At 52.1% G+C, this 14,309-nt stretch carries 12 protein-coding genes; 9 read left to right on the forward strand and 3 right to left on the reverse strand.

Features of this window, described 5'->3' with window-relative positions:
- Window positions 1-52: 52 nt before the first annotated feature.
- Both PsAD46_RS14445 and PsAD46_RS14450 read right to left on the reverse strand, forming a co-directional pair.
- A complete protein-coding gene (locus PsAD46_RS14445; protein ID WP_063307201.1) occupies window positions 53-1,327 on the reverse strand; it encodes an MFS transporter in 1,275 nt (424 codons plus the stop codon).
- 251 nt (window positions 1,328-1,578) lie between these two features.
- Complete coding sequence (locus PsAD46_RS14450; RefSeq protein WP_084404417.1) at window positions 1,579-2,262, reverse strand: HAD-IA family hydrolase; 684 nt, start codon at window positions 2,260-2,262, stop codon at window positions 1,579-1,581.
- A gap of 238 nt (window positions 2,263-2,500) precedes the next feature.
- On the opposite strand from PsAD46_RS14450, the gene rpiA reads away from it, so the two are divergent.
- The 9 genes from rpiA to gltX all read left to right on the forward strand — a co-directional run bounded on the left by rpiA (window position 2,501) and on the right by gltX (window position 13,099).
- Window positions 2,501-3,190: a ribose-5-phosphate isomerase RpiA gene (gene rpiA / locus PsAD46_RS14455; protein ID WP_063288361.1), complete on the forward strand. Its 690-nt coding sequence runs from the start codon at window positions 2,501-2,503 to the stop codon at window positions 3,188-3,190.
- Window positions 3,191-3,244: 54 nt separating this feature from the next.
- Window positions 3,245-3,760, forward strand: a complete 516-nt coding sequence (locus PsAD46_RS14460) for a DUF2059 domain-containing protein (RefSeq protein ID WP_057466051.1) — start codon at window positions 3,245-3,247, stop codon at window positions 3,758-3,760.
- Window positions 3,761-3,924: 164 nt separating this feature from the next.
- Window positions 3,925-5,304: a glutathione-disulfide reductase gene (gene gor, locus PsAD46_RS14465; RefSeq protein ID WP_063288362.1), complete on the forward strand. Its 1,380-nt coding sequence runs from the start codon at window positions 3,925-3,927 to the stop codon at window positions 5,302-5,304.
- A gap of 99 nt (window positions 5,305-5,403) precedes the next feature.
- On the forward strand, window positions 5,404-6,030 hold the full coding sequence (locus PsAD46_RS14470; protein WP_063288363.1) for a gamma-glutamylcyclotransferase family protein: 627 nt from the start codon (window positions 5,404-5,406) through the stop codon (window positions 6,028-6,030).
- A gap of 352 nt (window positions 6,031-6,382) precedes the next feature.
- Window positions 6,383-7,753 carry a 3-deoxy-7-phosphoheptulonate synthase class II gene (locus tag PsAD46_RS14475; RefSeq protein WP_063307202.1) on the forward strand — a complete coding sequence of 457 codons (1,371 nt, stop codon included), beginning with the start codon at window positions 6,383-6,385 and terminating at the stop codon, window positions 7,751-7,753.
- Between the two features lie 165 nt (window positions 7,754-7,918).
- Window positions 7,919-8,443 (forward strand): response regulator, encoded by a 525-nt coding sequence (locus tag PsAD46_RS14480; protein ID WP_208860384.1) that lies wholly within the window; start codon window positions 7,919-7,921, stop codon window positions 8,441-8,443.
- Window positions 8,444-8,597: 154 nt separating this feature from the next.
- Window positions 8,598-10,265 (forward strand): NAD+ synthase, encoded by a 1,668-nt coding sequence (locus tag PsAD46_RS14485; protein ID WP_153040746.1) that lies wholly within the window; start codon window positions 8,598-8,600, stop codon window positions 10,263-10,265.
- Window positions 10,266-10,382: 117 nt separating this feature from the next.
- Window positions 10,383-11,603, forward strand: a complete 1,221-nt coding sequence (locus tag PsAD46_RS14490) for an MFS transporter (protein ID WP_063307203.1) — start codon at window positions 10,383-10,385, stop codon at window positions 11,601-11,603.
- 131 nt (window positions 11,604-11,734) lie between these two features.
- Entirely contained in the window at window positions 11,735-13,099 is a 1,365-nt protein-coding gene (gene gltX / locus PsAD46_RS14495) for a glutamate--tRNA ligase (protein ID WP_063307204.1), read from the forward strand.
- Here the strand turns inward: gltX and PsAD46_RS14500 are convergent.
- The gene (locus tag PsAD46_RS14500) at window positions 13,062-14,120 is read right to left on the reverse strand and encodes a DUF2865 domain-containing protein (protein ID WP_063307205.1); all 1,059 of its coding nucleotides are present in this window, start codon (window positions 14,118-14,120) and stop codon (window positions 13,062-13,064) included. The genes gltX and PsAD46_RS14500 overlap by 38 nt on opposite strands.
- Window positions 14,121-14,309: the final 189 nt, after the last annotated feature.

The raw sequence follows: 14,309 nt of genomic DNA on the forward strand, positions 1-14,309 counted from the left end.
GAATTCCAAATATATCGCTGGAGGCGGCCCCGTTGACACCATAGGCTTCGCATTACTTATATTTTTCAGAGGGTTGAGCTTGGTGATAACTTGCATAAGGCATGTTGCTCACACTTAGGAGTTGTCTGCGTGTCGAACGACGAACAAAGAACAGCTTCGCCACATAAAGCCGATAGGCGGTGAACAGAGCAAGCGAACCGCTAAGACCAATCAAAATGAGGTCAGGCGTCTTGGAACCAAGCACTGGTGCAAGGATACTGATGAGTGTTGGACCTGCAACACTGCCTGCAGCCCAGATGAAAAGCAGATAGGTCGACAACGCAACACTGCTCTCCGGCTTCCGTTCAAATGCGTGTGCCACGCAGATGGATTGCAGCGGGAAGGAGAGACCTCCAAGAACAACCAGCACCAGACCCAACATGCTCAGCAGATGATAATTACGCAGGAAGCCAGAGTTCCAGCCAGTGAACGGATCAGCAATCAGGAAGGTAACCATGATGACGGTGATCAGTGCCGAAGAGCCAAGAATGAGCCATCTGCGGTCCATGCGGTCAGCAAGAGAGCCAAACGGCCATTGGAACATCAGGCGGCCAATATAGATCATCGCAATCATAAGAGCTGTGGTGCTGCCTCCAACCCCGGCCTTGGACAGGGAGTAGGGCACAATCGTCAAAAGACTGGTGACGATAGCACCGGAAGCAAAAGCACCCAGCACAGCCACAGGAGACTGAGCCCAAATCTCTTTGAACTTAATGCGCTTGGCTTTGTATGTGCGTGGTGGCACAGAGCGGGTCATGCAGAGCAATACAACAGCTGCAAGCAGTACAGCGCTGAGCAGTTCCAGCATTTGCAAAGGAACCTCGGTGAATTTGGCAACGAAAATCTGTGAGAGAATGGCCATTGCACCAATCACAATGGAGTTCACAGATAAAATACGCCCACGAACTTCGTCTTTGATAGACTCATTCAGCCATGCATCAGCTGTGGCAAACAAAACCGCAAATGCCGCCCCCATGAAGAACCGGAGTACAGTCCAGAAAATGATGCTCTCTGTGTTCTTGAAAAGCAAAACGAGAAGAGCTGTCAAACCAGCAGCACCAGCAAAGGCTCTGATGTGTCCGATCCGGTTGATCATGCGCACACCACGCATACACCCAACCATAAAACCAAGAGAGTAAGCCCCTGCCACAAGGCCAGCTTGAGAGGCAGAGCCGCCAATGCTGGCGATCTGAAGCGGCAAGCTTGTTAGCAAAGCAGAGCTCGCCAGTTGCGCAAGCGCACTAGCCAGAATGATCGCAAACAGCGAAACGAGTGAAGCTTTAACCATGCAGCCATTGACCTGCACCTGATGTGGCGCAGTGTTCCCGTGTTGATGTTCATTTACTGGAAAACAGAGCTTTCCGATTGACTGAATGTTTCGCAGGGGAATGTGACTGCATTGAGCGAAAAATCGAACCAAGCAGTGATTTATTGATGGGATTTACGTGGGGGAATTGAGACGGATTTGCGGCTGTAAACAAAACTGCCGCCCACTGAACAAACAGGGGCGGCAGAGTATCTTGTATCTATATCAGAGAGTTAGGTCGGTGCGTTCTCAGCACTCAACTCTTTGACTGCCGCTTCCAGCTGATTGTAGTGAGAAATCACCACATCAGGCCCCAGTTCGCGGACAGGAATGTCTGTGTAACCGAAATCCACGGCGATCACGGGCAGGCCAGCGTTACGTGCAGCGCTGATGTCAGCCTTGGAATCGCCAATGAAAATGGAGCCTGCGCGGGAGCCACCGGCAATGTCGATTGCACCAAAGACTGGCATCGCATCCGGCTTGTTCTTGGAGAAGGTGTCTCCGCCCACAACAGCGTCAAACAGGTGTTCCATGTCCATGGCACGAACCAGCGGTTTAGCCAGTTTTTCCAGTTTGTTTGTGCAGATAGCTGTTTTCCAGCCAACAGCTCTCAGCCGCGCAACTGTTTCCAGCGCCTGCGGAAAAGCATGGGTCTTATCTGCAATATGAGTCTCGTAGTAGCGAATAAACTTAGCAAGCAATGGTTCCAGAACTTCATCTGTCACTTCAATCTTGCTCGCCTCGAGCCCACGGCTCATCAGCACTTTCACGCCAGCGCCGACCATTTTCCTGACCCGTTCAGGCTCAATGGCTTCAAACCCGGCTTCTACCAAAACATGATTCATCGACGCTGTGAGGTCTCCCATGGTCTCCAGGAGAGTACCGTCTAGGTCGAAAACCAGAACTGGTGTTGTCATACTTAAGCTCGTTTCTGTTGAGAAAATCCGCGCCACACTACCGAAATTCACCGTGAAGTCAATTTGCGAGGAAAACCTATAGTGTGTTGGGTGGATTGCTGCTTGGCGGGACACACACCTCATGGTAATCAGCAGGAGTTATGTCACAGTAGACCCAAGCGCAATAACTAGGCAGAATTGTTCTTGTCTGTGAACGTTTCCGAACAAGCTTTGGGTCCGGGGAAGAGAAATTAGTCAGATGGCAATGAGTTTGAAGGCGCAGGCCGCAGCTGCAGCACTCAAGGAAGTTAAGCCCGGCATGAAGCTGGGGATAGGTTCTGGATCAACAGTCAATGAACTGATCCGCCTTCTGGCAGAGATGGTGAAGGATGGCTTTGAGATCATCGGCGTGCCAGCCTCATCTTATTCCCAAGCTCTTTGCGATGAGCTGGGAGTGCCGTTGACCACACTGGATGAAACGCCAGTGCTGGATCTGGTTATTGATGGGGCGGACGAAATTGATCCGCAGTTAAACCTTATCAAAGGCGGCGGCGCGGCGCTGCTTCGCGAAAAAATTATTGCGGCGGCTTCCGGAAGCATGCTTGTGATTGCTGATGAGAGCAAAATTGTTGATACCCTCGGAAAGTTTCCGCTTCCCGTGGAGGTTGTTCCGTTCGGGCTTGAGGCCACTCGCCAGATGATGCAAAACAGCTTGGACGCTGAGGGGCTGCAAGGTGAGATGATCCTGCGTATGGCAGGGGAAAAGCCACTTGTAACCGATAACGGCAACTACATTCTTGATTGCCACCTACAGGCAATCAGCAGCCCGAAGTCACTGGCAAAACGCCTGGAGGTTATTCCAGGTGTCGTTGAGCACGGGTTGTTTATTGATATGGCAGTACGGGCCTATGTTGCCGGTACTGATGAAATTCGTGTCTTGGAACCTTAAGCTGTCCCGACAGTCATTTTAGGACAGCTGATTAAAATATAGGGGAGCCATTTTATGCTCGCTAAGTTCAAGTCTGCAGCAATTGCAGGTGTTGCATCACTGGTCGTTGCTGGTGTGCTGATTTCCAGCCCGGTTATGGCTCAGGACAATTCCATTTCTGAAAGCCACATCGAAGCTGCAAAAGCGGCTGTTCGTGCAACAAAATCCATCGAGAACTTCGATAACATCCTTCCAGATGTTGCAGAGCGTACTCGTACCCTGTTTATTCGTTCCAATCCGGCAATGAGCGCTGAGATCGACATCGCTGTGAATGAGGCTGCTGTTGAACTTATCCCGCGCCGTCAGGAGCTGGATCGTGTGATCTACGAAGTTTGGGCTCGTCGCTTCTCTGAAGAGCAGCTCAATGAAATCGCAACCTTCTACAACTCCGACACCGGTAAGCGTCTTGCTGACCTGTCCGGTACACTGTCTGCATTGACGATCGGTGCTGCAAAGCAGTGGAGCGATGCGGTCAGCACCGACATGGTTGCAATTTCACGGAAGAAACTTGCTGAAATGGCTGCTCAATAAGCGATCACGAAATCGCAATCCAAAATGAACAGTTAGATCAGATACGCCCCTTGAAATTTGGGCGTATCTGGCCCAAATCTGAGCCTACGTTTTTATAAGACAAGACCTTAGAGCGTAACGAAACGCCGTTGCATAAGGTTTATTGCAAACGAAAGTGGGCTGTAATGACTAATTTCGACTACGATCTCTTTGTTATTGGGGCTGGTTCTGGCGGCGTACGTGCAGCGCGCATCGCAGCAACCCATGGCGCCCGTGTCGGTATTGCTGAAGAATTTCGCTATGGCGGGACCTGCGTTATCCGCGGCTGTGTTCCCAAAAAACTCTTTGTCTACGCATCTAAATTCACCGAGGAATTTGCAAATGCGGACGGGTATGGCTGGAGCCTGAACGGCACGCCAACCTTCGACTTTGATAAGCTTGTCGAGAATAAAGACAAGGAAATTACCCGTCTGGAAGGCATTTATCGCCGCAACCTGGATAAGTCCGGCGTTGAATTGCACGACAGCCGCGCAGTGATTGAGGGCCCGAATACTGTTCGCTTGCTATCAACTGATCAAGTCATCACAGCTGAACGTATCCTTGTAGCTGTTGGCGCAACGCCGAACGTTGATGCAGGTCTTGTCGGCTGCGAACATACGATCACATCCAATGAGGCGTTCCACCTTTCCGAGTTCCCGAAGCGAACCATAGTTGTCGGTGGCGGTTACATCGCTGTCGAGTTCGCTGGCATCTTCAACGGCATGGGATCCGAGACCACGCTTTTGTATCGCGGTGAAGAAATCCTGCGCGGTTTCGATATGGACGTGCGTACCGGTCTGCATGAGCAGATGGTAGAAAAAGGTATCACCGTCAAAACCAAGTCCACCATTGCATCCATTGAGAAGCATGAGGGCGGTCTGACAGTGACCACGCACGCCGGTGAAGTGATTGAAGCCGATCAGGTGCTCTACGCGATCGGACGACGCCCGAACACAGCAGGCCTCGGTCTCGAAGAAGCTGGCGTTGAACTCGACAAAGCAGGTGCAATTGTCGTTACTCCGCAGAGCCAGAGCTCTGTGCCAAGTATCTTTGCTGTGGGCGATGTCACCAACCGTGCCAACTTGACGCCAGTTGCGATCCGTGAAGGCCATGCCTTTGCAGACAGCACCTATGGTGGCAACGAGTGGCATGTCGATCACTCTATGATCCCGACCGCAGTCTTCTCTCAGCCTGAGATCGGCACCGCAGGTCTGACGCAGGAAGAAGCTGAGGCGCGCTTCGACAATATTGATATCTACTCCTCATCCTTCCGTCCGATGAAGAACACCCTTTCTGGCAAACCTGGCAAGATGTTCCTCAAGATGCTGGTGGATGCGGATACCAACAAAATCCTCGGCATTCACATCATGGGCCCAGACTCTGGCGAACTTATCCAGATCATCGGTGTGACCCTGTCGATGGGTGCCACCAAGTCGGACTACGACCGCACCATTGCGGTGCATCCGACTGCTGCGGAAGAATTGGTGACAATGCGCGAACCATCTGAGCGTATCCGCAAGAATTAAACTTTAGTTGACTTCCAAAGAGCCGCTAGTCTTTGCTAGCGGTTCTTTTTTGTCTTGCTGCCGGAGCAGGGCATCTTTCTCGTTTTGATAGGAATACCCGTGACTGACCTCACACAGGACCAGATTTGCTATTTTGGTTATGGCTCTCTCGTAAATGAAGAAACATTGCCCGCAGGCACGACAGTGGTAGCCGGACAACTGAGTGACTGGAAGCGGGAATGGCGTGGTTGCTCCAAAGGCAAAGAAGGCAATGGCCGCATGTCAGGCGTTGGTGTTTGCGCATTAGGTGTCCGTCGTGAAGAGGGCTCTGTCATTCGTGGTGCGATGGTGCTTGATACAAAAGCAAACCTGCCTGTGCTGGATAAACGTGAATGGCATTATAACCGCAAATCCCTCAGTGATGATAGTTTCGTGCCCGATTGTGGCAGGCAGATGCCATCAGACACGTTCCTCTATCAGGTGCAGGATCAGTACGCGCACTGGGGCAATGACGAGCACCCAATCCTGCAAAGCTATGTTGACTGCGTCATGGCTGGATTCCATCGCCTATGGGGTCATGAAGGATTGTTGCACTTCATGGAAACCACGGACGGCTGGGATCGTGTACCAATTCTAAATGATCGCGCAGAGCCGTTTTATCCGCGTGCTATTGTTCTGTCCAAAGAACTTGCGGGCACGATTGACGATCTGCTGAAATCTGTGAATGCTCAATATTTAAATCGCTGAAATTAGGTTCATGGTTCGCGAGTGTGAACGCTTCATGTATCTTTACACAAGTGTTCATCTGCGATCTTGAAGGGCGCTTTGAAATAATTGTCTATCAAGTTCTAATTTATTAGAACATAGTAGCTCTAAAGCAGATTGGTTTGATGGATTCTCATAGGGCCTGATTTTTTTGAGGTATCCTCAACCTACAGCGATAAAACAACGTATACGTCCCCCTAGTCAGATAAACGGGCTGCGTGTATAAGCCTTTCTGGGCTTTTGTCTCATGATGAGAACAGCTCAAAGAATTAACGCTGCCAAAGAGAGGCGCATAGGGCGCGCTGGCAGCATTCCGTATTGATGGAGTTTTAAAATGGCGGACAAATGGACACCGGATTCCTGGCGATCAAAACCGATCGTGCAGGTACCGGACTATCCAGATAAGGAAGCAGTGGCAGACGTTGAAAGTCGCCTAGCAACTTATCCGCCGCTCGTGTTTGCAGGTGAGGCGCGCAAGTTGAAAGCGCAGCTCGCTGATGTTGCCGAGGGGCGTGGATTCCTCTTGCAAGGTGGTGATTGTGCGGAGAGCTTTGCAGAGCATCACGCTGATCACATTCGCGACTTTTTTAGAGCATTCCTGCAAATGGCCGTGGCGCTCACCTATGGTGCGCAGCAGCCAGTTGTAAAAGTGGGCCGTATTGCTGGTCAGTTTGCAAAACCGCGTTCTTCCAATATTGAGAAGAAGGGCGATATTGAACTGCCTAGCTACCGTGGTGACATCATCAACGGTATCGAGTTCAACGAAGACTCTCGTATTCCAGACCCTGAGCGTCAGGTGAAAGCCTACCGTCAGTCTGCTGCGACGTTGAACCTGATCCGTGCGTTCGCGCAAGGTGGTTTTGCCAATCTGGATCACGTCCATCAGTGGATGCTCGGCTTCGTAAAAGACAGCCCGCAGGCACACCGCTATCAGGAAATGGCAGATCGTATTTCCGACGCCGTCTCCTTCATGCGTGCTTGCGGTGTTGATCCCGACAACACACCTCAGCTGCGTTCCACCGATTTCTTCACCAGCCATGAAGCATTGCTTCTGGGCTACGAAGAAGCGCTGACACGCATCGATTCCACCACTGGCGAATGTTACGCAACATCCGGCCATATGCTCTGGATCGGTGATCGTACGCGTCAGTTGGATCATGCACATGTTGAATTCTTCCGTGGCATCAAGAACCCGATTGGCCTCAAATGTGGTCCATCTCTTGATCCTGAAGAGCTGATCAAGCTGATCGACGTTCTGAACCCTGAAAACGAAGCTGGTCGCTTGACACTGATCACCCGTTTCGGTCAGGACAAGGTGTTCGAACATCTCCCAGCTATGGTACGCGCTGTTGAGCGTGAGGGTAAGAAAGTTGTTTGGTCCTGTGACCCGATGCACGGCAATACCATCACAGCAAACGGATACAAAACGCGTCCGTTCGAGCGTATTCTGCGTGAAGTAGAAGCATTCTTCGCGGTTCACCGCGCTGAAGGCACTCATGCAGGTGGTGTTCACGTCGAAATGACTGGCCGTAATGTGACCGAATGTACTGGTGGTGCACGCGCACTGTCCGCAGAACAACTCGGTGATCGTTACCACACCCATTGTGATCCTCGCCTCAATGCGGATCAGGCTCTGGAGCTGGCGTTCAAAATCGCAGAGAACCTCAGAAAAGAATCTGATACACGCCTTGTAGTGAACACTTAACTCTATCTAGAGTATTCATATGATGATCAGGGGTTGCACATTGTGCAGCCCCTCTTTTTTTGATAAATATTTATATGCGAAGCACATAGAAAATTGGAATGATGTGCCTCCTGCCTTTCGCTGCCCGATGTTTTTCTAGGTTTTTTCGCCCTCAGGGAGAGTTTGTTGCTTCAGAGCGATTCTTTGTTGTCTGGCTATTCAATCCTTATTGTGGATGACAACAACTACATGCGTTCCATCTTGCGCACTATGATCTCCGGCTTTGGCGTGCGTTCCATCTACGAAGCAGGCGACGGGGCCGACGCGATCGCAATTCTGCTCGATCGCAGGCCCGATATTGTGCTGTGCGACTGGATCATGCACCCGATTGATGGCAATGACTTCCTCCGTATTCTCAGGCAGGACGAAGATTCTGAAATTGCCAAGACCCCGGTAATCGTCATTACGGCTGATTCCCGCCGTTCCGTTGTTGTGGCGGCGCGCAATGCTGGCGTAAATTACTTCCTTGCCAAACCAATCGCGCCCGCAATTTTGTATGATCGCCTGAAGGCCATCGTGATGCAGGGGGATGAGCCTATTCAGGCCAGGGACATGGCACAGATGCCAATGGGTACAAGGTTGCAACAGCATCTGGACCTCATGGCAAAGGCGAAAGATTCTGGGCAGGTGAAGAAGAAGTCGTCAGATTGATTTTCACCCTGTGAATCCTTTCCTCAACCGTCAACTATGTGATGGATCGACTTTTCTCTGCTACAAAAACGCGGTACACGAGAACCAAAGCTATTAAAGCTCGAAGCAAACAGGGCCACCCCTTCCATCCACTAAAGCCTTTGAAGTTTATATGATGATTAAAGACCAGTTCCGTTTGGCCGTCGTACAGGCCAACCCTTGCCTTGGTGATATCTCCGGTAATGCTGAGAAAGTGCGTCATCACCGAAAGCTAGCCGCCGAACAAGGCGCTGATCTGGTTTTGTATTCTGAACTGTTTTTGGCTGGCTATCCGCCAGAGGATCTGGTCTTGAAGCCAGCCTTCGTAGCTGCCTGTAAGCGTGAACTGGAAGGCTTGGCCAAAGAAACGGCTGATGGTGGTCCCGCACTGCTCGTTGGCCTGCCATGGGCCGAAGAGGATAAGCTCTACAACGCCGTCGCACTGCTCGACAACGGCAACATTGAGGGCCTGCGTTACAAGGTCGACCTGCCAAACTATGGCGTTTTCGATGAAAAGCGTGTCTTCGATGCTGGGCCCAATCCGGGTCCGATGAGTTTCCGTGGTGTGCGCCTTGGCGTTCCGATTTGTGAAGACACATGGTCCGATGAGGTTTGCGAATGTCTGGAAGAGACAGGCGCTGAAATCCTGCTGGTTCCAAATGGGTCTCCTTACTACCGTGATAAAATAGATGAGCGCATGCAGATCATGCTCTCTCGTGTTGTCGAAACGGGCCTTCCGCTCGTGTATTGCAATCAGGTTGGTGGTCAGGATGAGCTCGTGTTTGATGGCGCATCCTTCGCCCTCAATCATGATCGCTCATTGGTGATGCAACTCGGTCAATTCACCGAGGAAACAGATTACCTCGACTTCAATAAAGATGCAGAAGGTCTGTGGTTCGCAAAACCAACTCGCATCGTTCCAATGCCAGATACACAGGAAGCAGACTGGCTTGCGTGTGTCCTTGGCCTCAAAGACTACGTGAACAAGAACGGCTTCCCCGGCGTGGTGCTGGGTCTGTCTGGCGGCATTGATAGTGCGATCTGTGCGGCCATGGCCGTTGATGCTCTGGGCGCTGATCGTGTTCACTGCATCATGCTACCATACCGCTACACCTCCGAGGAAAGCATCAAGGACGCCAAGGCCTGCGCGGATGCACTTGGGGTGAAGTACGATACCATTCCAATCGCGGAGCCTGTCGAGGGCTTCCAGCAGACGCTGGCTGGCGTATTTGCCGGCACTGAGAGCGGTATCACCGAGGAAAATCTCCAGTCCCGTTCTCGTGGTGTCATCCTTATGGCTGTTTCCAACAAATTCGGCTCCATGGTTGTGACCACCGGCAACAAGTCAGAAATGTCTGTCGGCTACGCCACCCTTTATGGGGATATGAATGGCGGCTTCAACCCGATCAAGGATCTTTACAAGACCGAGGTTTATCGTCTGTCTGACTGGCGCAACAAAAACCATCCGGCAGGTGTTATGGGGCCGGCGGGTGAGGTGATCCCGAACAACATCATCGTCAAAGCGCCAACAGCTGAGCTGCGTGAAAATCAGACCGATCAGGACAGCTTGCCAGAGTACGATGTTCTGGATGACATCCTGCATTGTCTCGTTGAAAAAGAGTTGAGCCTTGACGAGATCGCCAAGCGCGGCCACTCTGTAGAAACCATCCATCGAGTCGAACACCTTCTTTACATCGCAGAGTACAAGCGTCGTCAGGCTGCACCGGGTGTCAAAATCACACTAAAGAACTTTGGGCGCGATCGTCGCTACCCAATCACCAACCGTTTCCGGGATCGAACCTAGAACCACATGCGGCTTGAGATCTTACTTTAAGAACAAGCAAGCCGCGCTCTGGACTTGATCTCTGGTGCTCAGGCAAGCCTTGCCTGACTCACTTTCTACGCTTTTTAGGTTAAGTCTATGACTTTCTTCCAATTTCTCCAGCGCAACCTGCGCTGGGTCGCGGGCGGGTTTCTGCTCGGGTTTGGCTCCAGCTTTGGTCAAACCTTCTTCATCGCGCAATTTTCCTCCCAGATCCGTGAGACCTATAGCCTCTCTCACGGTGATTTCGGCTCAATTTACATGTTCGCGACACTGGCAAGTGCTGCAACGCTTATATATTTGGGCAGGATAGTCGATTATTATCGCCCTGTGGTCGTCGGGTGTGCTGCAATTATCATTCTTGCCGGATTCAGTTTCTTAATGAGCTGGCATAACTCCATCATATTACTTGCAATTTGCCTCTATGGTCTACGCCTGTTCGGGCAGGGCATGCTCCCCCATACTTCGCAGACAGCCATGTCGCGCTGGTTTCATGGCTCCAGAGGGAAGGCACTCAGTCTGGCCTCTTTTGGCAACATGGCAGGCGAAGCGCTTTTGCCATTGGCCGCTGTCTCGCTCATGGTCGCATTCTCATGGCGGGATCTCTGGTCGGCGGCGGGCATAACGCTTCTCGTCTTCTTCCTTCCTCTGGCTTATCTGACCCTCAAGAAGGACCGGACACCGGAAAACCCGCTTGAATCTTCAGGCTCAAATGGCCCTGCTGTGAGCTGGACCAGAAAACAGGTGATGTCGGACTGGCGGTTCTGGGTGGTTATGACAGCCGTGCTCGCTGTACCGTTTCTTGTCACAGGCCTCATGTTCCATCAGGTCCACTTCATGGAAGCAAAGGGCTGGGCGCGGACTGTAATCCCATCCTATCTGCCACTCTATGCAGCGGCTGGCGCCGTGTTCTCTATGACTGCTGGTATGATGATTGACCGTTTCTCTGCCGTCTCATTGCTCCCGCTTTCTGTTATTCCTCTTGGTGTAAGCGTGCTCGTGTTTGCCTTTGGCGGCGAAGAGTACTTTGTGCCAATTGCTATGATCATCCTCGCCATAACCGTTGGCTCCTGGGGGGCGATTGCTTCTGCTGTTTTGGCAGAGCTTTACGGAACAGCTCATCTGGGGTCCATCCGTGCAGTGTATTCGGCGATGATGGTCTTTGCCTCTGCGCTGGCTCCCGGACTGATGGGCGTTCTTCTGGATAACGGTATTGAGCTGGACACTCAGTTTGCATTCTCCAGCCTTTATTGCTTTGGCCTGGGCCTGGTTTTGTTTGCCGTAAAGCCGCAGCTGATGCTGGTTCGTTCTCCAGCTTGAATTCAGCAAAAGCCGGTAACTGAACCTAAAACCCGAGATATTCCGTAGGTATCGGAGATTGGCTGGTTGACCCGTACCAGCCAACGCGATACCCGAGTGTCAAACTTGTTTATTGATGAGAAGGCTCAGCCATGAGTGTTACCGTTCGCTTCGCGCCATCTCCGACTGGCCACATCCATATCGGCAATGTGCGCCCGGCGCTTTTCAACTATCTCTTTGCTAAAAAGCAGGGCGGCAATTTCGTTCTGCGCTACGACGATACCGACGTGCAACGCTCTAAAGAAGAGTATGCAGTGGGCATTGCCGAAGATCTGAAGTGGCTGGGTATCAACCCTGATCGCGTGGAAAAACAATCCGAGCGGTTTGCATTGTATGATGCAGCAGCTGCCAAGTTGAAAGACGCTGGCCTCCTGTACCCATGCTACGAGACGCCTGAAGAGCTGGAGCGCCGCCGTAACCGTGCGCGTGCTCTGGGCCGTCCTCCTGTTTATGACCGTGCTGGCCTGAAGCTCACTGGGGAGCAGATCGCTGAATATGAAGCAGAAGGCCGCAAACCACACTGGCGCTTCAAACTGCCAAACCACGCAGAAAATGATGCGTTCTCCACTGTCAGAACAGAAGTGCATTGGGATGATGTGATCCGTGGTCGTCAAACCGTTGATCTTGCCTCCCTGTCTGACCCTGTGCTGATCCGTGCAGATGGAACCTACCTCTACACGCTGCCATCCATCGTGGATGATGCGGATATGGGCATCACGCACGTCATTCGCGGTGAAGACCACATTGCCAACACTGGTGTTCAGATTGCCATATTCCAGGCATTGAGGGCACAAGTTCCTGAGTTTGGTCACCACAACCTGCTGACCACTGCCTCAGGTGAGGGGCTTTCCAAACGCTCTGGCGCCCTGTCTATCCGCTCACTGCGGGAAGAGGGCTATGAGCCAATGGCAGTCTGCTCCCTTGCAGTGCTGACAGGCACCAGCCACGCAGTTGAACCTGCTCCAACCATGGAAGCTCTGGCAGACATGCTCGACTTCTCTGGCATCTCCAAGTCTGCTGCAAAGTTTGACCCGGAAGATGTGGGCCACCTGACCGCAAAACTCGTCCATGCCATGAGCTTTGCTGATGTCGCCGACCGCCTGAAAGCAGATGGCGTTGAAGGGGATGACGCGTTTTGGGCAGCCGTTAAAGAGAATTGCTCCACCGTAAGCGATGCGAAAACATGGTGGGAGCTGATCGTTGGGTCCGCCACGCCAGACATTGCCGAGGAAGACAAGGACTTCATCACTCAGGCCAAAGCTCTGCTGCCGCAAGAGCCGTGGACCGAGGAAACATGGGGCGAGTGGACCAAAGCTGTCAAAGCTGAAACAGGCCGCAAAGGCAAAGGTCTGTTCATGCCACTGCGCAAGGCAATTACAGGTCTGGCACACGGTCCAGACCTGAAGAACATGCTACCTCTTATCGGTCGGGAAAAAACTTTGGACCGACTTTCCTGATAGGGCCTGTGCGCGGTTCAACCTCGCGCGGCACAAATTTCTTCTGAACAAGTGGAGGCTCGGAGATATCACTCTGGGCCTCTGTTGCATCTACGGTCTGGCGCAGCTCACTCTGGTTTGGAATAGCAGGATACGTCGCTGTTGCACCCGGTGTCAGATCTTCCAGCTGATTACCCGGAAGTGCCTGCTCCAGAGGTGGGATAGCAGGTGTCGGCTCCAGATTGCCCGGTTGACCACCCGCTGCATCACAGGAACAAGCCGGGTTGTTCTGCTGTCTGAACAGATAGGCATTGGCAAGCGACGTATAAGGCGCACCGGACAAAGACCGCATCTGGGCAGGTGTTTCCTGAGGAACCTGGAAGACATACAGCTCAGTGTCCTGACTTGGGCACAGCGCCTGACAAATCTCTCCGTCTTCCGCCAGATCTTCTGCACTGGAATTCGGATTGATCGGGAAATAGTAGCCATCACACTTGCGCACACACATGGTCGCATATTGCTGACCACCAGAGGAGAAACCAGCGGTCGAACGTGGTTCCAGCTGCAAAGGCTGATTGGCCTGCGCAGGTGGCGGTGTCAGTGGCTGGACTTGCTGGTCAGAACGATCTGAACAGTTCAGATCAACCAGCGCCTGCTTCACTTCAGTAAGCCGGTCCTGCAAAACGCTGGAATACAGTTCCTGCTGTCTCTGACTGTCCAGATAGGTCAGATTCTCATTCATCTGTTGAAGGGATGAGCTCAGCTGCTGGCACTGAGCAGGGCCAAAGGAGCCATCACAGCCGAAGTTGGACATCTGGGACTGCACATTGCGGATATGAACCAACTGCTCTTCATAGGCCGTTTGCCAGCTGTTGGAGCTGCCATTGCTTTCGACTTGCTCAGAAAGCTCGATAAACTCCGTCTCAAGCCTGTCGCACACCTGAGGGCGTGCAAACGCACTGCCGGTCCAAATAAGGGAGGCGCCAAGGGCAAGAGCCACGGCTGCGCATGAGTGCGCGAAGGGGAGTCTGGAAATGGTCATAGCCCGCAATACTGGTTTCCTCAGAGAAATCTTAGAGATAAGCTATTCTATGGCCTTATTGGGGCAAAACCAACGGATTCCGGTAGGTTTTACAAAATTCTCTGGTTCTCTTGCTGGTAGTTGCCAAAAAACCTCCTATATCGGGAGTGATTTGATTTGTTCTTTTGAAAATGGAGGGGAGCCGTGCAG

The sequence above is a fragment of the Pseudovibrio sp. Ad46 genome, from assembly GCF_001623065.1.
Classification (GTDB): Bacteria; Pseudomonadota; Alphaproteobacteria; order Rhizobiales; family Stappiaceae; genus Pseudovibrio.